At 64.7% G+C, this 21,001-nt stretch carries 18 protein-coding genes; 10 read left to right on the forward strand and 8 right to left on the reverse strand.

Features of this window, described 5'->3' with window-relative positions; translation table 11 throughout:
- Nucleotides 1-4 precede the first annotated feature (4 nt).
- A complete protein-coding gene (locus tag FBZ93_RS35715; protein WP_146992093.1) occupies nt 5-775 on the reverse strand; it encodes a cysteine rich repeat-containing protein in 771 nt (256 codons plus the stop codon).
- Between the two features lie 247 nt (nt 776-1,022).
- On the opposite strand from FBZ93_RS35715, the gene FBZ93_RS35720 reads away from it, so the two are divergent.
- Nucleotides 1,023-2,180 carry an efflux RND transporter periplasmic adaptor subunit gene (locus FBZ93_RS35720; RefSeq protein WP_146992094.1) on the forward strand — a complete coding sequence of 386 codons (1,158 nt, stop codon included), beginning with the start codon at nt 1,023-1,025 and terminating at the stop codon, nt 2,178-2,180.
- Nucleotides 2,181-2,190: 10 nt separating this feature from the next.
- The gene (locus tag FBZ93_RS35725) at nt 2,191-5,361 is read left to right on the forward strand and encodes an efflux RND transporter permease subunit (protein WP_146992095.1); all 3,171 of its coding nucleotides are present in this window, start codon (nt 2,191-2,193) and stop codon (nt 5,359-5,361) included.
- A 264-nt stretch (nt 5,362-5,625) separates the two neighbouring features.
- On the opposite strand, the gene FBZ93_RS35730 is transcribed toward FBZ93_RS35725, so the two are convergent.
- Nucleotides 5,626-6,627, reverse strand: coding sequence for an NADP-dependent oxidoreductase (locus tag FBZ93_RS35730; RefSeq protein ID WP_146992096.1), 1,002 nt, complete (start codon nt 6,625-6,627; stop codon nt 5,626-5,628).
- Between the two features lie 217 nt (nt 6,628-6,844).
- Here FBZ93_RS35730 and FBZ93_RS35735 point away from each other — a divergent pair, with 217 nt between their 5' ends.
- The 3 genes from FBZ93_RS35735 (at nt 6,845) to FBZ93_RS41150 (ending at nt 9,638) form a co-directional block, all read left to right on the forward strand.
- Nucleotides 6,845-8,134, forward strand: coding sequence for a dicarboxylate/amino acid:cation symporter (locus FBZ93_RS35735; protein ID WP_146992097.1), 1,290 nt, complete (start codon nt 6,845-6,847; stop codon nt 8,132-8,134).
- Between the two features lie 12 nt (nt 8,135-8,146).
- Nucleotides 8,147-9,118 carry an amino acid ABC transporter substrate-binding protein gene (locus FBZ93_RS35740; RefSeq protein WP_146992098.1) on the forward strand — a complete coding sequence of 324 codons (972 nt, stop codon included), beginning with the start codon at nt 8,147-8,149 and terminating at the stop codon, nt 9,116-9,118.
- Between the two features lie 382 nt (nt 9,119-9,500).
- Nucleotides 9,501-9,638, forward strand: coding sequence for a hypothetical protein (locus tag FBZ93_RS41150; protein WP_208764105.1), 138 nt, complete (start codon nt 9,501-9,503; stop codon nt 9,636-9,638).
- 49 nt (nt 9,639-9,687) lie between these two features.
- On the opposite strand, the gene FBZ93_RS40910 is transcribed toward FBZ93_RS41150, so the two are convergent.
- Both FBZ93_RS40910 and FBZ93_RS35755 read right to left on the reverse strand, forming a co-directional pair.
- Complete coding sequence (locus FBZ93_RS40910) at nt 9,688-9,834, reverse strand: hypothetical protein (RefSeq protein WP_167529369.1); 147 nt, start codon at nt 9,832-9,834, stop codon at nt 9,688-9,690.
- Nucleotides 9,835-9,952: 118 nt separating this feature from the next.
- Nucleotides 9,953-10,213, reverse strand: coding sequence for a hypothetical protein (locus FBZ93_RS35755; RefSeq protein WP_146992101.1), 261 nt, complete (start codon nt 10,211-10,213; stop codon nt 9,953-9,955).
- A 209-nt stretch (nt 10,214-10,422) separates the two neighbouring features.
- Here FBZ93_RS35755 and FBZ93_RS35760 point away from each other — a divergent pair, with 209 nt between their 5' ends.
- Together FBZ93_RS35760 and FBZ93_RS35765 are read left to right on the forward strand one after the other, a co-directional pair.
- Nucleotides 10,423-10,779, forward strand: coding sequence for a response regulator (locus FBZ93_RS35760; RefSeq protein WP_167529370.1), 357 nt, complete (start codon nt 10,423-10,425; stop codon nt 10,777-10,779).
- Nucleotides 10,780-10,803: 24 nt separating this feature from the next.
- Complete coding sequence (locus FBZ93_RS35765) at nt 10,804-11,004, forward strand: hypothetical protein (protein WP_146992102.1); 201 nt, start codon at nt 10,804-10,806, stop codon at nt 11,002-11,004.
- A gap of 31 nt (nt 11,005-11,035) precedes the next feature.
- On the opposite strand, the gene FBZ93_RS35770 is transcribed toward FBZ93_RS35765, so the two are convergent.
- Nucleotides 11,036-11,971, reverse strand: a complete 936-nt coding sequence (locus FBZ93_RS35770; RefSeq protein WP_146992103.1) for an ATP-grasp domain-containing protein — start codon at nt 11,969-11,971, stop codon at nt 11,036-11,038.
- Between the two features lie 297 nt (nt 11,972-12,268).
- Here FBZ93_RS35770 and FBZ93_RS35775 point away from each other — a divergent pair, with 297 nt between their 5' ends.
- The 3 genes from FBZ93_RS35775 to FBZ93_RS35785 all read left to right on the forward strand — a co-directional run bounded on the left by FBZ93_RS35775 (nt 12,269) and on the right by FBZ93_RS35785 (nt 16,158).
- Nucleotides 12,269-13,042 (forward strand): ferredoxin--NADP reductase, encoded by a 774-nt coding sequence (locus tag FBZ93_RS35775; protein WP_024581583.1) that lies wholly within the window; start codon nt 12,269-12,271, stop codon nt 13,040-13,042.
- A 251-nt stretch (nt 13,043-13,293) separates the two neighbouring features.
- A complete protein-coding gene (locus FBZ93_RS35780) occupies nt 13,294-14,163 on the forward strand; it encodes a patatin-like phospholipase family protein (RefSeq protein ID WP_146992104.1) in 870 nt (289 codons plus the stop codon).
- Nucleotides 14,164-14,532: 369 nt separating this feature from the next.
- The gene (locus tag FBZ93_RS35785) at nt 14,533-16,158 is read left to right on the forward strand and encodes an FMN-binding glutamate synthase family protein (RefSeq protein WP_146992105.1); all 1,626 of its coding nucleotides are present in this window, start codon (nt 14,533-14,535) and stop codon (nt 16,156-16,158) included.
- Nucleotides 16,159-16,265: 107 nt separating this feature from the next.
- Here FBZ93_RS35785 and FBZ93_RS35790 read toward each other — a convergent pair whose 3' ends face one another.
- From FBZ93_RS35790 to FBZ93_RS35805, 3 genes are all read right to left on the reverse strand, one after another.
- On the reverse strand, nt 16,266-17,735 hold the full coding sequence (locus FBZ93_RS35790; protein WP_146992106.1) for an FAD-dependent monooxygenase: 1,470 nt from the start codon (nt 17,733-17,735) through the stop codon (nt 16,266-16,268).
- Nucleotides 17,736-18,068: 333 nt separating this feature from the next.
- Nucleotides 18,069-20,063, reverse strand: a complete 1,995-nt coding sequence (locus FBZ93_RS35795) for a carbohydrate porin (RefSeq protein ID WP_146992107.1) — start codon at nt 20,061-20,063, stop codon at nt 18,069-18,071.
- A gap of 632 nt (nt 20,064-20,695) precedes the next feature.
- Complete coding sequence (locus FBZ93_RS35805; protein WP_146992109.1) at nt 20,696-20,971, reverse strand: hypothetical protein; 276 nt, start codon at nt 20,969-20,971, stop codon at nt 20,696-20,698.
- Between the last annotated feature and the right edge of the window lie 30 nt (nt 20,972-21,001).

A 21,001-nucleotide genomic window follows, 5' to 3' on the forward strand; every position in this document is an offset into this window, starting at 1 on the left:
AGGATTACCGCGCCGCGAACGGCGCCAGTACCTCGCGGCATGCCGGCGAGAGCGAGCCGGCATTGGTCGCCAGACATTGCACAATCCGTCCGCCGCCGGGCTGGACACCGCCGCAAACCGAGCGGACGTCGGCGCCGCAGGCCGAGCGCAGCACGAACAGCTCTTCGCGCGGTCGCAGCGGCCGCAACATGATCACCGCCGGCGCGGCCGCCGGTGCCGCCGCCGTCGCCGCGCCCTCGGCCGGTGCGGCGCCACCGCCGCCCGCGGCAGCGACCGCCTTCTCGCAGGCCGGCGACAGCTTCGCCTTGTTCTTTTCGAGGCACTGCAGCGCCGGTGCGCCGCCGGTCGGCACGCCCGCGCAGACCTTGGGATAATCGGAGCGGCATGCGCTGCGGATCGCCGAGATCTGCGCGCTGGACGGCGCCCCGGCCGTCTTCGGCGCCGCGGCCTCCGCAGCGGGCTTGGCGGTCGCCGCCGCGGGAGCAGCGTCGGTCTTGGCTGCCGCCGGCGCCGCGGCCGGCGCCTCCACGGCCTTCACGGCGCTGGCGCAGCCGGGGCCGAGGCTTGCCATGTTCTTCTGCAAGCACTGCAGCGACGCTTCGCCGCCGGGCGGAACGCTGGAGCAATGCGCGATGTAGTCGTTGCGGCATTGCGACTTGATGGCGTCGCGCTGCGCCTGGGTCGGCGCCTGCGACAAGGCCGGCGCGGTGCTCACGAATGCCGCGAGCGCGAGCCATGCGGAAAGCTTCGTTGCACGTGTCAACGCATTGATCATTTGAATAAATCCTCTCGTCGCGCCGGAAGCTACCGGCTCAACTGAACTGCGTTCTGAAAATTCTTGCTGTGACAACCTTCGCGAGCGGCATCATTTTCGCTTTCGAGTTCCGCTGCAAGCGGATTGTTGCTATGGAAGACGCAGGTTGATTTTTTTGCCGCCTACCACGTTTGAGTTAAGTCATTTGAACTGAGGCTCGGAAATGAGGCACGCGCGCGCGTCGGCACATTTCGATCGGAGCAATTTTTTGCGGCTGCGAAATGCGCCGCTGACGCGCATCATCTGCGTCGTATCGGCCTCCGTCAGTTTAAGTGCCTGCGAGCAAAACAGTTTTGTTGCGCCGCCACCACCGAAGGTCGAGGTCGCGCCGCCGGTGCAGCGCGCCATCACGCGCTATCTGGACGCCACCGGAAATACCGCGCCGATCCAGACCGTCGATCTGGTCGCGCGCGTGCAGGGCTTTCTGCAGTCGATCAACTATCAGGATGGCTCCTTCGTGAAGCAGGGGACCACTCTGTTCACGATCGAGCCGGAGACCTACAAGCTGAAGCTGGAGCAGGCGCAGGCCGCCGAGGTCGGCGCGCAGGCGACGGTGAAGCAGGCTGACCAGGACTTCAAGCGGCAGCAGGATCTGGTGCAGCGCCAGGCGGTGTCGCAGGCGACGCTGGAAACCTCGACATCGACGCGGGACAACGCCCAGGCCAATCTGCAGCAGGCTCAGGTCAACACCAAGATCGCCGCGGTCAATTACGGCTACACCAACGTGGCCGCACCGTTCGATGGCATCGTCAGCACCCATCTTGTCTCGGTCGGCGAACTGGTCGGCGTGGCTTCGCCCACCCAGCTTGCCACCATCGTGCAGCTCGACCCGATCTATGTGAATTTCAACGTCAATGAGCAGGACGTGCAGCGGGTCCGGGACGAGGCGCGCCGCCGTGGCATGACCGCGAACGACCTCAAGTCGTTGCCGGTCGAGGTCGGCCTGCAGACCGAGACCGGCTATCCGCACAAAGGCAATCTCGATTATGCGTCTCCGACGCTCAACCAGTCGACCGGAACACTGGCGGTTCGTGGCTTGATACCCAATCCCGATCGCGTCCTGTTGCCCGGCTTCTACGTTCGCGTTCGCGTGCCCTTCACCAAGCAGGACGTCGCGCTGCTGGTGCCAGACGTTGCGATCGGCAGCGACCAGAGCGGCCGCTACGTGCTGGTCGTCAATGCCGACAATTTGGTCGAGCAGCGCAAGGTGACGACCGGTCAGCTCGACGAGGGGCTGCGCGTCATCGAGAGCGGACTGAAGGCCGACGACCGCGTCGTAACCGCCGGGCTGCTGCGTGCGATCCCCGGCCAGAAGGTCGATCCGCAGATGCAGAAGGGCGACGCGACGCCGGCACCGGCCAAGTGAGGGGCGCGCTATGATCTCGAAATTCTTCATCGAGCGGCCGGTCCTTTCCAACGTCATCGCGATCCTGATGATCCTGATCGGCGGCGTGGCGCTGTACAATCTCGCGGTCGCGCAATATCCCGACGTCGTACCACCGACGGTGCAGGTGACGACGCGCTATCCCGGTGCATCCGCCAAGACGGTGGTCGACACCGTGGCGCTGCCGATCGAGCAGCAGGTCAACGGCGTCGAGGACATGCTGTACATGCAGTCCTACAGCGGCGCCGACGGCACCTACACGCTGACGGTGACCTTCAAGATCGGCACCGATCTGAACTTCGCGCAGGTGCTGGTACAGAACCGCGTCTCCTCGGCGCTGGCGCAGCTGCCGACCTCTGTGCAGAACCAGGGCGTCACGGTGCAGAAGAAGTCGACTTCGATCCTGCTGTTCGTGACGCTGACCTCGCCGAACAAGACCTATGACAGCCTGTTCCTGTCGAACTATGCCACCATCAACATCCGCGACGAGCTGTCCCGCCTGCCGGGGGTCGGCAACGTCACGGTGTTCGGCGCCGGGCAGTATTCGATGCGGGTCTGGCTCGATCCGAACAAGCTGCAGGCGCGCGGGCTGGTGCCGCAGGACGTCATCCAGGCGATCCAGCAGCAGAGCCTGCAGGTCACTGCCGGTCAGGTCGGCGCGCCGCCGACGCCGGCCGGGCAGGCGTTCCAGTACACGCTCAACGTCAACGGCCGGCTCGACGACAAGAGTCAGTTCGAGGACATCATCGTCAAATCAGGCACTGTCGGCGACGTCACCCGGGTCCGCGACGTCGGCTCGGTCGAACTCGGCGCGCAGACCTACAGCCAGATCTTCTCGCTGAACCAGAAGCCGGCGACCGGCATCGGTGTATTCCAGTCGCCCGGCGCCAATGCGCTGCAGGTCGAGAAGGCGGTCGAGAAGAAGATGGCGGAGCTGGCAAAGCAGTTCCCGCAGGACATCAAATACGACACGCCGTTCGACACCACCAAGTTCGTCAACGCCTCGATCGAGGAGGTCTACAAGACCCTGATCGAGGCCGGCCTCCTGGTGCTGGTCGTGATCCTGGTCTTCCTGCAGGACTGGCGGGCGATGCTGGTGCCGGCAACCACGGTGCCGGTCACCATCATCGGCGCGTTCGCGGGCATGGCCGCGCTCGGCTTCACCATCAACCTGTCGACGCTGTTTGCGATCGTGCTGGCGATCGGCATCGTGGTCGACGACGCCATCGTCGTGGTCGAGGGCGCGGCGCACAATATCGAGCGCGGCATGAACGGTCACGACGCCGCGATCAAGGCGATGGACGAATTGTTCGCGCCGATCGTCGGCATCACGCTGGTCTTGATCTCGGTGTTCCTGCCCGCGGCGTTCCTGCCCGGGCTGACCGGGCGGATGTATGCGCAATTCGCGCTTGTCATCGCCGCGACCGCGCTGCTCAGCGCGATCAATGCCGCGACCCTGAAGCCGACGCAATGCGCGCTATGGCTGCGTCCACCGGCGCCGCCCCAACAGCGCAACTTCTTCTATCGCGGCTTCAATGCGGTCTATGACCGGCTGGAGCGCGGCTATACCCGCATCGTGAGCGGCATTGCCGGGCACGCCAAGACCTCGGTCGCGGTCGCCCTTGTCATCATCGGGCTCGCCGGCTACGGGCTGTCGCGGGTGCCGACCGGCTTCATTCCGATCGAGGATCAAGGCTATCTGCTCGCCGCGGTGCAATTGCCCGATGGCGCAGCCCTCGATCGCACCCAGCACGTGCTGGACGAGGTCACCCAGATTGCCAGCAAGACGCCCGGCGTCGAGCAGGTGGTCAGCATCGCCGGCATCTCGGCGCTCGACAACTCCTCGAGCCTCGCCAATGCCGGCGTCGCCTACCTGATCCTGAAGGATTGGGGCGCGCGGGGGCCGGGTGAGGACCTGCGCTCGCTGGTCTACGGGCTCAACGACAAGCTCGCGGCGATCCAGGAGGCGCGCATCCTGGTGATCCCGCCGCCGCCGATCCAGGGCATCGGCAACGCCGCCGGCTTTGCCATGCAGGTCGAACTGCGCGACGGCAACGCCGATTACGGCAAGCTGCAGGCGATTACCGGGGCGATCGTGGCCAACGCCCAGACCCAGAGCGCGCTGCAGCGGGTGCAGTCGTCGTTCCGCTCGATGGTGCCGCAATTCGACGTCGAGGTCGACCGCATCAAGACGCAGACCCTCCACGTCACCCCCGACCAGATCTTCGCGGCGCTGTCGTCCTATGTGGGCGCGAGCTACGTCAACCAGTTCACCAAGTTCGGCCGCACCTTCCAGGTCTACACCCAGGCCGAGGCACAGTATCGCTTGTCGCTGCGCGACATCGAAAACATGATGGTGCGCAACAGCAACGGAGACATGATCCCGCTCGGCACGGTGGCCAAAATCACGCCGTCGGTCGGCCCGTCGCTGATCAGCCTCTACAACCTCTATCCGTCCGCTTCCATCATCGGCCTGCCGGCGCAGGGCTACTCGTCCGGCCAGTCGATGACGCTGATGGAGGAGATCGCGGCAAAGACGCTGCCGGCGGGCGCGGGTTTTGCGTGGACGGCGATGTCGTATCAGGAGAAGGAGGTCGGCAGCCAGATCTACTATGTGTTCGCGCTGGCGCTGCTCTTGGTCTACCTCGTGCTCGCCGGGCAATATGAGAGCTGGTATGCGCCGATCTCGGTGATCCTGGCCGTGCCGCTATCGCTGCTCGGTCCGACGCTGGTGCTGTTGAGCCTGCGGATCGAGAACAACCTCTACACCCAGATCGGCACCATCCTGCTGATCGCGCTGTCGGCCAAGAACGCGATCCTGATCGTCGAGGTCGCGCTCGAGCATCACATCCGGGACGGCAAGCCGGTGCTGGAGTCGGCGATCGACGCGGCGCGCGCCCGGTTCCGGCCGATCCTGATGACGTCGTTTGCGTTCATCCTCGGCGTGCTGCCGCTGGTGCTGGCGACCGGCGCCGGCGCCAACGCCCGCAAGTCGATCGGCATCACCGTGTTCTCCGGCATGATCGCCTCGACCTGCCTCGCGGTGCTGTTCGTGCCGGCGTTCTTCGTCGTGGTGCAGAACTTCGAGAACTGGCGCAAGGCGAAGAAGGGCAAGGCGGCCGGGCCACGAGCCGCCCCGCAGGCGTCAAGCACGGTGCATTAGGCTCCACGCACCCAAACTCTATCCCCGTCACCCTGACGAGGCCGCGAAGCGGCCGTCTCGAAGGGTCGACGGCCCGGCTTTCTCCACGCCGCTCAGCCGGGCCGTGCATCCTTCGAGACGCGCAAGAGCGCGCACCTCAGGATGACGGAGTTTGTAACAGTCGCGTAGGACGGGTTAGCCGAAGGCGTAACCCGCCATCTTCTCCGCGGCGCGAAGTCGGTGGGTTACGCTGCGCTAACCCACCCTACGCACCGTGCTTCCCGCCTACACCTTCACCATGCGCTTGCCGCGGTTCTCGCCGGCCAGGAGCCCGATCAGCGCCTGCGGGGTGTTCTCGATGCCGTCGATGACGTCTTCCTGGACCTTGAGCTTGCCCGAGGAGACCCAGGACTGCAGGTCGGCGAGCGCGGCGTCGCGCTGGTCCATGTAGTCCATCACGATGAAGCCCTGCATGACGAGCCGCTTCACCACGATCAGGCCGGGCACGCCGCGCGGGCCGTGCGCCGAGGGGACGCCGTCATACTGCGAGATCGCGCCGCAACAGGCGATCCGGCCGCGGTTGTTCATCTGCGCCAGGCAGGCCTCCAGGATGTCGCCGCCGACATTGTCGAAATAGACGTCGATGCCCTTCGGCGCCGCTGCACGCAGCGCCTTGTAGGTGGCGCCGTCCTTGTAGTCGACGGCGGCGTCGAAGCCGAGCTCCGACGTCAGCCAGTGGCACTTGTCCTTGCCGCCGGCGATGCCGACCACCCGGCAGCCCTTGATCTTGGCGATCTGGCCGACGATCGAGCCGACCGAGCCGGCGGCCGCCGACACCACCACGGTCTCACCCTCCTTGGGTTTGCCGACATGGAGCAGGCCGAAATAGGCGGTCAGGCCGGCGACGCCATAGACGCTGAGCAGATGCGTCATCGGCTCGAGCTTCGGCATCTTCGCCAGGTGCTTGGCGGGTACGGCGGCGTAATCCTGCCAGCCGGTGTCGCCGAACACGATATCGCCCGGCTTCAGGCCGGGGTCATTCGACGACACCACCTCGGCGATGCTGCCGCCGGCCATCACGGTGTTGGCTTCGACCGCAGCGCGGTAGGTGGCGCCGTGCATCCAGGCGCGGTTGGCGGCGTCGAGCGAGATGTAGCGCGTCCGCACCAGCGCCTCGCCGTCCTTCGGCGCGGGGACCGTGCCCTTGGTCAGGCGAAAATGCTCGGAGCCAAGCTTGCCGGTCGGCTTTTCAACAAGCAGGATCTGGCGATTGACGGTGTCGTTCATTGTGGTGTCTCCCCCTCGCGTTGGTCGTTTCGCATGCAGTTTGACTGCGACGCGCGCAGCTTAGTGCACAGATTGTGCGCTGCATGAACGCTAGTCCCCACGCTGGCATTCCACAACGGGAACAGATTGGCAAAGTCCCGCTGGACGCGAAGCGTGTTGCGTAGCTGCGTAAATCTGCCACACTTGCCTTTCGCCGGGAACTTACGGGGGTAAGAGAATGTCGAACAGGTTTACGCAGTACATCCTGATTGCGATGGTCCTTGGCATCGCAATGGGGACGATCGTCTTCAACTATCTGCCTGACAGCCGCGCCGAGATCGCAGCCGACGTCAACCTGATCGCGATGCTGTTCCTGCGCCTGATCAAGATGATCATCGCGCCGCTGGTGTTTGCGACCCTCGTCGGCGGCATCGCCCATATGGGAAGCGGCGCCAAGCTCGGGCGCATCTTCGCCAAGACCATGGGCTGGTTCGTCTCCGCCTCCTTCGTTTCGCTGCTGCTCGGCCTCGTGATGGTCAACCTGCTGCAGCCCGGCGCCAATTTCCCCGGCACGCTGCCCGACAAGGCGCAGTCCACCGGCCTGCCGGTCTCGGCCTTCTCGATCGAAAAGTTCCTGACCCATCTGATCCCGACCTCGATCGCGGATGCAATGGCGCAGAACGAGATCCTGCAGATCGTGGTGTTCGCGGTGTTCTTCGCGGTCGCGCTCGGCGCCATGCCTGAGCGGGCCAAGCCGATCATGAGCCTGATCGACGACCTCGCGCACATCATGCTCAAGGTCACCGGCTACGTGATGCTGTTCGCGCCGATCGCGGTGTGGGCCGCGATCATGGCGACCGTCTCGAAGAACGGCCTCGGCGTGCTCTGGAAGCTGATCGTCTTCATGGGCGGGTTCTATCTGTCGCTGCTGATCCTGTGGGGCATCCTGGTCGCGGTCGGCTTCGTCGTGATCGGGCCACGCTACAGCCATCTGCTGCGGCTGATCCGCGAGCCCTTGATGATCGCGTTCTCGACCGCCTCCTCGGAGGCGGCCTACCCGAAGACGCTGGAGGGGCTGAACCGGTTCGGCGCCTCCTCGCGGATCTCGGCGTTCGTGCTGCCGCTCGGCTATTCCTTCAACCTCGACGGCACCATGATGTACTGCACCTTCGCGAGCATCTTCATCGCGCAGACCTACCACATCGAGATGTCGCTCGGCACGCAGCTCGCGATGCTGGCAACGCTGATGATCACCTCGAAGGGCGTCGCCGGCGTGCCGCGCGCCTCGCTGGTGGTGATCGCCTCGACGCTGTCGCAGTTCGGCATCCCCGAGGCCGGGTTGTTGATGATCATGGGCATCGACACCTTCCTCGACATGGGCCGCAGCGCCACCAACGTGATCGGCAACTCGCTGGCCACATCAGTGGTCGCGAAGTGGGAGGGCGAGCTGAAGGCCGAGCACGAGCTCGGGCCCGACGATGCGGTGCCGCAGGATGCGGTGCCTGGTGCCGTCATGGCCGGCCATTGACGGGAGGGATGCATGCATCGCGCCCGCTGGAGGCCGATCCGGGCTGAGGGGCCTCACCTGTCGACATGCCTGCTGTCGGCATGTCTGCTGTCGGCATGTCTGCTGGTGGCAAGCCTGCTCGGCGGACCGGCCACCGCTCAGCCGGCGGGCGAGGGGCTCAGCCCCACGCTCGCCAACATCAAGGCCACGCACATGGTGCGGATCGGCTATCGCGAGAGCTCGCCGCCGTTCTCGTTCCTCGACCACTCCAACCGGCCGATCGGCTACAGCCTCGAGCTGTGCGATGCGATCGTCGACGAGATCGGGGCCGAGGTCGACGACGCCGACCTCAAGATCGATTACGTCAAGGTCACCTCCGACGACCGCATTCCGGCGATCGTCGACAAGAAGATCGATCTCGAATGCGGATCGACCACGGCGAACTCGGAGCGCGGCAAGCAGGTCGCATTCTCGCCGCTGATGTTCGTGGCCGGCACCAAGCTGATGGTGCCGAAGGCTTCCAGCGTCAACCAGGTCGCCGACCTGAAGGGCAAGACCGTGGTGGTCACCAAGGGCACCACCAACGAGCAGGCGATGCACAATGTCGACGCCAAGCAGCAGCTCGGCCTCAACATCGTCACCGCCCCTGATCACGAGCAGTCCTACCAGATGCTGGTGGACGGCAAGGCGGATGCGTTCGCGACCGACGACATCCTGCTCTACGGCCTGATCGCGCGGCACAAGTCGCAGGACAAATTCCGCGTCACCGGCGACTATCTGTCCTACGATCCCTACGGCATCATGTACCGCAAGGGCGAGCCGCAGATGAAGGACGTGGTCGAGCGCGCGTTCCGCAAGCTCGCCTCGAATCGCGACATCGTCCCGCTCTACAACAAATGGTTCGTCGCCCGTCTGCCGACCGGCGAGAAGCTCAACGTCGCGCTGTCACCGCAGCTCGAAGAAGCCTTCAAGGCGCTCGACGATTCGGCTGGTGGTGCGAACTAGAGCGCGATGAATTTAGATCGAGTGGGTTTGGCTGCGTGCTCGCTTTACCTCTCCCCATTGGGGAGAGGTCGATTTGCGAAGCAAATCGGGTGAGGGGCCGCAGCCCTAACGAGGGACCGTAACCCCTCACCCGGCGGTACGCGCCGACCTCTCCCAAGGGAGAGGTGAAACTCCGCTGCCGATCCGGTTCAACCTAATCTCATCACGCTTTAGGCTCGAACTTCGGCTTCTCCCCAAGTGGGAGAGGTCGAAAGTACGGTGCGGCTTCGCTCATCGCCAATGGCGATACCGCAGGTCCAGGCACTGCCGCACCCAGTATCCATTCACATGGATCAACTGGCATGGGCTCGGCGGCGGTTCCTTGATGATTGGATATCCGTGGATGTCGATGTTCGTCGGGGCGGTGACGCCGCGCCAGAACACGGCGTGGGCGGCCGGTGGATTGAAAGCGGCGGCGAACGCCGTGGCTGCGATGAAGCTCAAAAGGAGTTTGCGCATAATTTGTATCCGGATCGATTAATCCGCATCAGCGTACTCCCTTGAGCCGGAGGAGCAAGCCGCTGAATGGATCAAAATGGCGGAGTGAATTTTGCCGCAAGCTGCGTCGCCGCACGCGCGTAGCCGCCGTGGACCGCCATGCAGGCGAGGGCAACGATGCCGACCGCCGCCAGAACAACCATGACCTGGAAGAGCGCGCGTCCAAGGATCGCTCCCATCAAGACTCCATCGATCCGGCGGGGATCTTGCTTCGAGTTTCCACGCGCCGCGATCTCTGGAGCATCATCGGCAAACGAGATTGTGCTGTTGAAGTCTGCGAGCTCGTCGCTTCGCCGGCTAATGTCGCTTCGCGACAAGCCGATCGACCTGCTGCTTCAGTGCCGCTTCCATTTCAGAAATGATGTCGTCCGGCAGGCGTACGCCAACCGGATCAGCGGTCCTTTGCTCCATCGTCTGACGCCGCACGACGCGGGCATGACGTTCGAGGGCATGATCTTCGACCAGTCGTCGGGAGGACGGATAGCCTGGCGCCCCAGCCGTCGCGTCGGCCCTGGAAGGTTCGTCAAAGTCCTGATCCGGCTGTCCGGCGTTCTTCATGCGTTTTGCCTCCTGGCACGACTTCCTTTCCTCGAGCCCGAGCCATTCGGCTCGCCGCACATCAATGACGCCGAAACCTCGAAAGTTGTTCCGGACGGAACTTGCAAACATCCCACGGAACAGTCAGCCATCGAGTCTGGAACCAGAACCATACGCGTTCTCAATGATTAACTTTGGTTGATGACTGTGGTCGATCGTTGGAGGTTGCCATGGGTTACGCGAGGCTAGTTCGGCAGACCGCAATCGTGGTCGAAGACGATACAATCCAGCGCGACATGATTGCGCTGTTGCTGGAAGAAGGTCACTTCGACGTCATCCAATGCGAAGACGCAGAGACGGCGGCACTGGCCATCAAGATGCGTCACCCGTCGCTGGTGGTCACCGACGTCAAGCTCACGGGCAAAATGAGCGGCATCGAGCTTGCACGTTTGGCCCTCGATTGCGATCCGGGCGTGCGCGTTATGGTGATCTCGGGCCTGCCCTTGGTCGGCGCTCTGCCTGACGGCGTCAAGTTCTTTCCGAAGCCGGTTTATCCACCGGCGCTGCTGCGTGAGCTCGCGCTGTAGTTCTTGCCGGCTGGATGTTGGCTCATGCAGGACGATCCCGAGATCGATTGGCACCGCGAGCAGATCAAGAAGAACCGTGAGCTGATCGCGGAATTGGAATCCGGAAATACGGCGGGGGCTGACGTGTTTCCGGAGACGCAAGCCGAGATCGACCGTCTCACGGCACAGATCGAGCAGTCCGAATTGATCGTCGCCGCCCATGAAAAGGAACACCCGCGAGACTGATGGGGGGCTCGAGGGGGGCGTGGCACGTAGCTTACGCGAACACGGCGTCCAGCGCGGCGGAATACGCCGCCTCGACCAGCGCCGGCTGCTGGCGGCCCAGTGCTTCCATCTTCACGCCTGAATTCACCTCAAGGACGTTCCACGCACCGTCGGCGCGCACGACGTCGATGGAAGCGAAGCGGATGCCGACGGCCTGCGCGGCCTTGATCGCGAGCGCGATGCAGGCGTCGCGTGTCGCAGCATCCGAGAGCAGCACCGGCTCGGCGCCGGCATCGAGGTTGTGCCGCCAGTTGAGCAGCAGCCGTTCGCCGGCCGGCGGAATGGCGTCGAGCGCTGCGGTGTCGAAATCCTCAGTCAGGGTCTTGAGCTGTTCGGCCGTCGCGGTCGCCTGCGCCAGCGCGCGGAGTGACTGGATGCCGTCGCCGACCACCATTGGGCGCGTCTTGCCGTAGACGATCAGCGCGCGTGCATCGAGCAGCACCACGCGCACCTCGTCCTCGATCGCGACATAGGGCGAGATCGCAAGGCTCGGATGCGCGGCAAGGATGCGCGCCACCGCAGTCTCCAGCTGCATGCGCGTCGTGACGCGGAAGACGAGCTCGCCGGATGTCCCCTCATTGGGTTTGATGACGAGCCCATGCGGATGCGCGTCGAGCAGACGCTGCATCGCATCCAGCGAGTCCGATCCCGGGATGTGCTTGCTGAGCTTGTCGCCGAGAAACAGCGTATGCGGAATGGCTGATACGCCGGCCGATGCCAACACTTCGGCGCAGGCCGATTTGTCGTTGGCGACCTGATGCGCAACCGCGCTGTTCAGCCCGATGTCGTAGCCGATCGCGAGCCGCCGCTCGCTGCCCCTGGTCATGATGACCAGCCAGCCGCCTGACCGCACCTCGACCGCAATCGAGCGCGCCAGACAATATTTTTTGATGGTTTCCAGGAAGATTCGCTGGCTGATCAGGACCACGAGATCATTTTCCCTTCGTCGTGGTTTTCGTAGCAATTAATTGCCAGATCGGTGCTGATCTCAGCAAGTAAATTACGTGCAGCACCGCGTGTTAACGATGTCGTGGCTGAACCTCTGCGCGAAATCGAACGACTGCCATTCTGAGATCGCAATTGCACGCCAGTTGATCTTGACTATCTCACGCATTGGCGCAATGGACACGCGAGATCTTCAGTGATTTCGGCCACTTCTGCGCCGTCGCGAACAGTCTAGAAATCAAACCATTCTAAATCTGGTCAGTCGAGAAAACGAAAACACATGAGCGCGTTCTATCGAGAGAAAGTTCTTTCCGTCCAGCACTGGACCGATACGCTTTTCAGCTTCCGGGCGACCCGCGATTCCGGTTTCCGCTTCCAGAATGGGCAGTTTGCCATGATCGGCCTCGAGGTCGACGGCCGGCCTCTGCTGCGCGCCTATTCGATGGCGAGCGCCAATCACGAGGAAGAGCTCGAGTTCTTCTCGATCAAGGTGCAGGACGGCCCGCTGACCTCCAAACTGCAGAAGATCCGCGAGGGTGACACCATCCTGGTCGGCCGCAAGGCGACCGGTACGCTGATCACCGACAATCTGATTCCCGGCAAGCGGCTGATGCTGCTGTCGACCGGCACCGGCCTTGCGCCGTTCGCGAGCCTGATCAAGGACCCTGAGGTTTATGATCGCTACGACCAGATCCTGCTGGTGCATGGCTGCCGCCAGGTCTCCGAACTCGCCTATGGCGAGGAGCTGGTCGCCAAGCTGCGCGACGACGAGCTGTTCGGACCGCTGCTGTCCGAGAAGCTGTCGTACTATCCGACCGTGACGCGCGAGCCGTTCCGCAACCGCGGCCGCATCACCGACCTGATCACCTCGAACCAGCTGTTCACCGATCTGCATCAGGGCCCGCTCGACATCGAGACCGACCGCATCATGATGTGCGGCAGCCCGGCGATGCTGGAAGAGCTCAAGCAGCTGTTCGAGACCCGCGGCTTCAAGGAAGGCAGCGGCAACACCCCCGGTCACTTCGTGATCGAGAAGGCGTTCGTCGAGCGCTGAGACTGTCGGGCCTTTAAGACTGACGGCCTTTAAGATCGTCGTCCTGGCGAAGGCCAGGACCCATTACCATCGCTGCTGATTTGACGAAGGCTGGGGCCCCATCGGGCTCCAGCCTTTTGCATTTGGGGTTATGGGTCCTGGCCTTCGCCAGGACGACACCTGTGTATGTGGCGCCGTCCGATGCCCCGCTGCTATAACTCTCCGCAACGCCGCGCAGCCCTTTCCGAACGCGGCGACCGGGGAGCCGCACCTTGTCCATCACCGATCCGGATGCACCGAAGACCGCCTTTGTGTTCGCCGGCGGCGGCAGCTTTGGCGCGATCCAGGTCGGCATGCTGCAGGCGCTCGCCGCGCATGGCGTGGTCGCCGACATGGTGGTCGGCTCCAGCGTCGGCGCATTGAATGGCGCGTTCTATGCCGGCGACCCGTCGGTCTCGGGGGTGGCGCGGCTGGCCGAGATCTGGCGCGGCCTGAACCGGCAGGACGTGTTTCCGGTGACCTGGCGGACGCTGGTGAGCTTCCTGTGGCGGCGCGACTTCCTGATCCCGCATGACGGCGTCCGCAAGCTGATCGACGACTACATCCCGTTCCGCAATCTCGAGGACGCGCGGATGCCGATCTATATCGTCACGACCGACATCATCAGCGGTGACAGCGTCGTGCTGTCGGAAGGCTCCGCCGCGGAGGCGATCGTGGCCTCGACCGCGATCCCCGGCGCGTTCACGCCGGTGCATTACCGCGATCATTTCCTCGCCGACGGCGCGATCTCCAGCAACACGCCGGTTCGCGTCGCCGTGAAGCATGGGGCAAAACGCCTGATCGTGCTGCCGACCGGACATGCCTGCGCCAACCAGGCGCCGCCGGTCGGCGCGCTCGCCAATGCGCTGCATGCGCTGACGCTGCTGATCGCGCGGCAGCTCGTCAACGAGCTCGAGAATATCGGCCCCGATGTCGAGTATTTCGTGGTGCCGCCGCTCTGCCCGCTGGTCGGCTCGCCCTACGATTTCTCCCGAACGTCAGATCACATCGCACGCGCCCTCGACACCACCAATGCGTGGCTTGCCAGCGATGGCCTCAAGCCGGGGCATATCCCGCACGAATTGCAGCCGCACGACCATTGAAGGGGCTCTTACCTCGCCCCGCTTGCGGGGAGAGGTCGGATCGCAGCAGCGCTAGCGGAATGCGATCCGGGTGAGGGGGACTCTCCGCGAACGCAACTGCTACCGTGTGTGCGGAGGCGGCCCCTCACCCCAACCCTCCAAGAGCGAGCTGCGCTCGTCTCGACCCCGCGAAGAGCGGGGTGAGGGAGCAACAAGTGACCTTCGCGCGTCTTCGTTGCACTGCAGCAGCGAGACCGCGGCTCGTGCACCCGCCCATCCGGGCGGTTGTCACATCTGTGACTGCTCGGCCGTATAACCGTAGTGCACTTGTTCCGCGAGTTGGATTAGGCTCAACGCCGACAGGGTATTCCAGGCAGACCGGAGGATTCCATGGACACGCTTCTGCTTCCGTTCTCGCCGCGTTTCATCCTGCTGACGATCTGCGCCGTCGTCACCGCGCTCCTGCTGCTGGTTGGAATTTTCGACCACAAGGTCTTCAAGATCATCCTGATCCCGCTGGTCATCTTCGGCGCGCTGACGCTGCTCGGCATCCGCGACTTTACCCAGAAGAACCATGCGGTGCTGCGCAACTACCCGATCTCGGCGCATGTCCGCTTCCTGCTCGAGGAAATCCGCCCGGAGATGCGGCAGTATTTCTTCGAGAGCGAGAAGGACGGCATGCCGTTCTCGCGCGACACCCGCGCGGTGGTCTATCAGCGCGCCAAGATGGTGCTGGACAAGCGGCCGTTCGGCACCCAGGAGGACGTCTATCGCGAGGGCTACGAGTGGATGCATCATTCGGTGGCGCCGAAGCCGCGTGCCGACGAGAAATTTCGCATCACGATCGGCGGGCCCGATTGCACCAAGCCGTATTCGGCCTCGGTCTTCAACATCTCGGCGATGAGCTTTGGCGCGCTCAGCCCGAACGCGGTGCGGGCGCTGAATGCCGGCGCCAAGAAGGGCGGCTTCGCCCACGACACCGGCGAGGGCGGCGTCAGCCCCTATCACCGCGAGATGGGCGGCGACATCATCTGGGAGGTCGGCTCCGGCTATTTCGGCTGCCGCAACCGTGACGGCACCTTCAATCCGGAGCTCTTTGCAAGCGTCGCGGGCGACGACCAGATCAAGATGGTCGAGCTCAAGATCAGCCAGGGCGCCAAGCCCGGCCATGGCGGCGTGCTGCCGGCCGCGAAGGTCTCCGAGGAGATCTCCAAGATCCGCGGCGTGCCGATGGGCGAGGACTGCATTTCTCCCGCCTATCACAAGGCGTTCTCGACGCCGATCCAGATGATGGAATTCGTCGCCCAGATGCGCAAGCTGTCCGGCGGCAAGCCGGCCGGCTTCAAGATGTGCATCGGCCATCCCTGGGAGTTCCTGGCGATCTGCAAGGCGATGAAGGAGAGCGGGCTCTATCCCGACTTCATCGTGGTCGACGGCAATGAAGGCGGCACCGGCGCCGCGCCGCTCGAGTTCATGGACCATCTGGGCATGCCGATGCGCGAGGGCGTCAATTTCGTCCACAACGCGCTGATCGGCATCGGTGCGCGCGATCGCATCAAGATCGGCGCTTCGGGCAAGATCGCCACCGCCTTCGATATGGCGCGCGCGATGGCGATCGGCGCCGACTGGTGCAATTCGGCCCGCGGCTTCATGTTCGCGCTCGGCTGCATCCAGTCGCTGAGCTGCCACACCGACCGCTGCCCGACCGGCGTCACCTCGCAGGACCCGATCCGCAACCGCGCGCTCTATGTGCCGGACAAGATCGAGCGGGTGTACAACTACCACCACTCGACCCTGCACGCGCTGACCGAGCTGCTCGCCGCCGCCGGACTCGAGCACACCAAGGAGCTGCGCCCGATCCACTTCTCGCAGCGGAGCTCGACCACCGACGTCCGCACCTTCGCGCAGCTCTATCCGACGCTGCGCCCGGGCGAACTGCTCGAAGGCACCCAGGACTCCCGCTTCCGCGACGCCTGGGCGATGGCGCGCGCGGATTCGTTCCAGCCGGCCGGGTAGTCGGGGCCATCAATCCGTAGCCCGGATGGAGCGGAGCGAAATCCGGGGCCACAGGATTCGTTGGTGACCGTCCCGGATTACGCTTCGCTTCATCCGGGCTACGCTTGCTATGTACTGCTGGGCGCGCCGAACCATTTGGTCAGCGCTTCCGTGAGGCCGGTGCGGGTCCGGTCTCCGACCCATGCCACGTAGCCGTCGGGCCGGATCAGCACCGCGGCAGGTGTCGGAACCGGGCCGAGCGCTGGAAGCTCGAAGGCGCCGGCATCATCGGCGTCGACCAGCTGAACCCGGTCGGTCCATCCCGCGATGTCGATGCTGCCGGGCTCGCCGAAATTCAGCAGCACCGGCCGCGCCTGGTGCAGCAGCGCGAAGACCCGGCGCGGGCCGCCGGCGGTGACGAGGTCGAGATCGGGCATACGGCGTCCGAGCAACGGATGGCCACAGCCGAAATCGTAATGAAGATCGAGGCCCGACATCATCGCGACAAATCGCCGGCGCGGCTCATCCATGCGCAGCAGATCGGAGACGATTTCGTTCAGCGCCTTGCTGCGCGCATCGGTGCGGTTGAGCGCGACATGCGCCATGGTGTTGCGCAGCACGCGGGCCGCGACCGGATGCCGTTCGGCCTGATAGCTGTCGAGCAGGCCGTCCGGCGAGATCAGCTTGACCACCTGGGCGAGCTTCCAGCCCAGATTCACCGCGTCCTGCACGCCGATATTGAGGCCCTGTCCGCCCATCGGCGGATGCACATGGGCGGCATCGCCGGCCAGCAGCACGCGCTGGCTGCGATAGGTCACCGCCTGCCGGGTCATGTCGGTGAAGCGCGAGATCCAGGCCGGGCTGTGGATGCCGAAATCGGTGCCGTACGCGGCGGCCAGCGTCTCGCTGACGTCGCGCAGGGTCGGCGCTCTGTCGGTGCCGAGCTGCCGCTCGGTCAGCACGACCCGCACCCGGCCGCTGTCTTCCACCTTGCCGATCGCATAGGTGCCGGTGTCGTCCTGGCGAAAGCCCCATTGCGGTTCGCTGGACATCTCGGCCTCGGCGATCAGCCAGCTCCTGGTCGGATCCCATCCGGTGAATTCGATGCCGGCCGCTTTGCGCACGATGCTCCGGCCGCCGTCGCAGCCGACCAGATACTGCGCCCGGAGCCGGCCGTCCGACAGTTCGACGTCGACGCCGGCCTCGTCCTGAGTAAAGCCGGTCACCTCGCGCGCGCGATAGATCGGCACCGCGAGCTCGCCCACCCATTCGCCGAGAATGCGCTCGGTATGGGTCTGGAACAGCCCGAGCGTGAAATTGCGCCGGGTCGGAAAGTCGGTGATATCAAGCGGAACCAGATGCGAGTGGAACAGCACCGCGGGATGGCGCGTCCCCTGCGCGACGAAGCGGTCGCCGATGCCGCGCTGATCGAGCACCTCCATGGTGCGGGCATGCAGGCCGCCCGCCCGCGAGCCGATCAGGTCCGCCCTCGCGCGCCGCTCGACGACGGCGACATCGACGCCGGCCAGCGCCAGCTCGCCCGCCAGCATCAGCCCGGTCGGACCTCCGCCGGCAATCACCACAGCATGTTCCCGCATCCCGCACTCCTCCGTTCGATTGGGCGCGCGTTCTACGGGATGTCCCCGGGCTTGCGGCAAGCCCGGGGGGTCTACATATATCTGAGTGGGGAGAGGGCGTTTGCTGCCCAACCAATTCAGCCGTCATTGCGAGGAGCGAAGCGACGAAGCAATCCATGCTTCGGCATACGCGGCGCTATGGATTGCTTCGCTTCGCTCGCAATGACGGGGAGGCGGTGCCTGTCAGTTTCGTAGCCCGGATGGAGCGAAGCGCAATCCGGGACAGTTTACCGACGAGAAAGCGGCCCCCGGATTTCGCTGCGCTCCATCCGGGCTACAGCAGCTGCGTCAGGATCAAAACTCGCCGTGGATGCGGCCGGAGAAGATGTGCACCGGGCCGCGGTCGGCGTTGTAGGCGGGGTTGGTGATGAACTGATAGTCCGCGGTCAGCGTCAGGTTCTTGTTCACCTGGTAGGCGTAATACGTCTCGAAGATCCGCTCCGGACTGTAGTTCAGCGCGCCGTCGCCGATCAGAAGACCGAGGCCGCCGGCGGCGAGATAGTCGCGATGCGCCGATGACAGCCCGTTGACCGCGCCGCCGATGCCGATCGTGTCATTGGCCCGGCCCCATCGGCTGCCCTTGATCGACAGGCCGCCGGAGACGCTGCGATCGACATCGGTGAACGACAGGATCTCGTTGCGGCCGTCGTTCCAGCTCAGGCGGCCGAACAGCCCGACATCGGTTACGATCTGCTGCTCGCCGTTGAGGTAGAAGCCGTATTTGGTGTTGTCCTTGCGGATGCCGGCCATCACGCCGTTGATGTCGAACGCCGGGTTGGCGTCCTCGATCGCCAGCGCCTGGCGATAATTGCCGGTGTTGCCGCGATTGCCGAACACGCCGACGCGCAGCTTGCCGGGCTGATCGAAGATCGAATAGCGCCCCTCGAACTCGACCACCGCACCGCCATTGTTGGGATTGGAGATCAAGACGTCGCTGTTCGGTGCATTGGGCACCTGGAATACGCCGGCGCGCACCGCCCAATCCTTGCGGTTGAGCTCGACCACGGCGCCGCGGGTGTAGCCGGGCAGGTCCGCCGGGAAGTCGTAGGCGGCCGACGCCCACATCGCCCAGTTCATGAAGTCGGCGCGCGGGTCCTTGGCGTAGGAATTGCCGTCGAAGAAATCGCCCACCGCAAAGCGGCCGACCACGATCGTGAGGCGGTCGATGTCGCGCTTGCCGGCGATCTGGTTGGGACCGTCGGGAACGTCCTCCTGCTCGCCGCCGAAGCCGAAGGTCTGCTTGAAGTAATAGCGCTGTGGCCGGATCTTCGGATACTGCGCGCCGGCCTTCTGCGCTTCGCCGTTCGAGAAGCCGGCAAGGCCGAGCGTGCCGTTGAGGCCAAAACCCTGCGCCGTCTCCGGATTGAAGTAGAACTCGCCGCCTTCCCACAGCCGCACGCCGAGAAACGCCGTCGTGGTCCAGGTTTGCTGCGCCTGTCCCACGCCCGGAAGACTGTTGGTGCCGGAATAGGGCGCGCGAAACGAGGGATAACCCTGACCGAGCAGCGTCGTCTGTGCGTGCACGCTCCAGTCGCTGGATTCCGGCAGCGCGGTGCGCGTCGGCGTCGCCGACCATGGCGAGTCGCCGAGCTGGTAGTTCAGGCCGAATTTCAGCAAGTGAATGCGCGGGTCGATGCTGACGCCGGGCATGCCGAAATCATTGAGGCCGAGCCTGCGGCGCGACAGGTCGATGTACTCGTATTCGAGCTTCGCGGTCCAGTTGCCGCTCAACGCAAATTCGGCGCCGGCGCCGGCCGTCCAGCCGGTCTGGTACTGGCCGGGCTCCGAGATCACGTTGCCGCCGCCATCATTGACCCTGACCTGGCTGTGTCCCCAGGCGAAGCCGCCGGTCACATAAGGCATCCAGGTGCCGAAGCTGTAGCCGGCGCGGCCGCGCACCGTGCCGACATAATCGATCGATGCGTTGAAGGGGCCCAGCGGGCGGCGCACCGGATCGGTCGGGCCGGTGAAGGTCGCGTCCGCCTCGACGCCGAGCACGAAGCGGTTGGCGAATTCCTTGTTGTAGCCGACCTGGAAGCCGCCGATCCCGCCGGTGATCGTCGGCGGAAACACCACGCCCTGCTCCAGGATCGGATTGGTGCCCGGACCGAGCGTGCCGTCGCCATAGCCGACATGGGCGCCGACATAGAAGCCGGTCCAGCTGTAGACCGCCTTGGCGGCGGGAGATTTGAGCGGCAGATCGGCCGCGGCGGCCGGCGTGCCGAATGCGGCCGCGCCGAGCGCTGCGCCGGCGGCGATCCGAATCCGGAAGAGGTGGACGCAGGTCATGACGCGGCTTTCCGCGAACGGTTGGCGGTTTCGCCCGGCATTGCAGATTTGGCGGCCACTTGCCACCCGAGATTTGAAGTCATCGCCCGCCGTCCCCGGTCCGATCCGTGTCGTCCCATCCAAAGCCAGATCAGCACCTGGCATTTCCCATTCCTTATTGCAAGTCATTCGCAATAGCAACTGGGGTGCACCGGATACCCCTTCGATTTGCACGCCACTATGACAGTCGCGCAACAGCCGGCGGCAGCAACCCTCGCTGGCTGCGATCGACCCCCGCCCGTGGCAAATCGGCCGCGTCCCGGCCCTTCAATCGACGCCACCATCGTCTTCGTCCCTTGTCTTGATGAATGCCGGTTGGAATGCCCTGCCGAGCACGATCCTGGCGCCGGCTCGTTCCACACGTCGCGTCACCGACAGCGCCGTCCTTAAGCCGGCGCCTGAAATCATGCGTCGCCGATGGAGCGCGGTTGCGCCGCGCAGGATGGCGCTCGCCAGCCTGAACAACACGATCGCGCCCCATCGCTGGCCGCGGCCAAGCGTGGTCACGCCCCGACCGTGGCGAGCTGGACGATCCGCAGCAGCACGAGGCGCGCATTTTCAAGTCATTGACGACGGTCATGACTCATTCCTTCTCAGTTGCGTGGCTTGGCGTTTCGGCGGGTCGGGAAACGGATGATGTTGGCCGCATCGGGCGCCGGCCGTGGCGTTGCCGCGGGCCGGCGCCTCGTTGTCGTGGTGCCGGTATCGAAAACGAGCACGATGCCGAGTGCTGCGAGGTGGCCCACGAGGCCGGCGCTTTCGCCGATGATGCCGGCAAGGCTTCGCATCACCGGGCCGAGCGGACCTTGGGCGAAGCGCCTCTGCCGGCGCGACTGTTCTGTTGCGATATGTCTTGCGGTCTCTGTCATGCTTGCTCCGATCGTCTCCTCGCCGCCCGT

This window comes from Bradyrhizobium macuxiense, assembly GCF_007993935.1.
Classification (GTDB): Bacteria; Pseudomonadota; Alphaproteobacteria; order Rhizobiales; family Xanthobacteraceae; genus Bradyrhizobium; species Bradyrhizobium macuxiense_A.

Bases quoted from the DNA above. Each gene is read 5' to 3' on its own strand.
- FBZ93_RS35715 (WP_146992093.1), bottom strand. From the start codon at position 775: ATGATCAATGCGTTGACACGTGCAACGAAGCTTTCCGCATGGCTCGCG.
- FBZ93_RS35725 (WP_146992095.1), top strand. From the start codon at position 2,191: ATGATCTCGAAATTCTTCATCGAGCGGCCGGTCCTTTCCAACGTCATC.
- FBZ93_RS35730 (WP_146992096.1), bottom strand. From the start codon at position 6,627: ATGAACGACACCGTCAATCGCCAGATCCTGCTTGTTGAAAAGCCGACC.
- FBZ93_RS35735 (WP_146992097.1), top strand. From the start codon at position 6,845: ATGTCGAACAGGTTTACGCAGTACATCCTGATTGCGATGGTCCTTGGC.
- FBZ93_RS35740 (WP_146992098.1), top strand. From the start codon at position 8,147: ATGCATCGCGCCCGCTGGAGGCCGATCCGGGCTGAGGGGCCTCACCTG.
- FBZ93_RS41150 (WP_208764105.1), top strand. From the start codon at position 9,501: ATGTCGATGTTCGTCGGGGCGGTGACGCCGCGCCAGAACACGGCGTGG.
- FBZ93_RS40910 (WP_167529369.1), bottom strand. From the start codon at position 9,834: ATGGGAGCGATCCTTGGACGCGCGCTCTTCCAGGTCATGGTTGTTCTG.
- FBZ93_RS35755 (WP_146992101.1), bottom strand. From the start codon at position 10,213: ATGAAGAACGCCGGACAGCCGGATCAGGACTTTGACGAACCTTCCAGG.
- FBZ93_RS35760 (WP_167529370.1), top strand. From the start codon at position 10,423: ATGGGTTACGCGAGGCTAGTTCGGCAGACCGCAATCGTGGTCGAAGAC.
- FBZ93_RS35765 (WP_146992102.1), top strand. From the start codon at position 10,804: ATGCAGGACGATCCCGAGATCGATTGGCACCGCGAGCAGATCAAGAAG.
- FBZ93_RS35775 (WP_024581583.1), top strand. From the start codon at position 12,269: ATGAGCGCGTTCTATCGAGAGAAAGTTCTTTCCGTCCAGCACTGGACC.
- FBZ93_RS35785 (WP_146992105.1), top strand. From the start codon at position 14,533: ATGGACACGCTTCTGCTTCCGTTCTCGCCGCGTTTCATCCTGCTGACG.
- FBZ93_RS35790 (WP_146992106.1), bottom strand. From the start codon at position 17,735: ATGCGGGAACATGCTGTGGTGATTGCCGGCGGAGGTCCGACCGGGCTG.
- FBZ93_RS35795 (WP_146992107.1), bottom strand. From the start codon at position 20,063: ATGACCTGCGTCCACCTCTTCCGGATTCGGATCGCCGCCGGCGCAGCG.
- FBZ93_RS35805 (WP_146992109.1), bottom strand. From the start codon at position 20,971: ATGACAGAGACCGCAAGACATATCGCAACAGAACAGTCGCGCCGGCAG.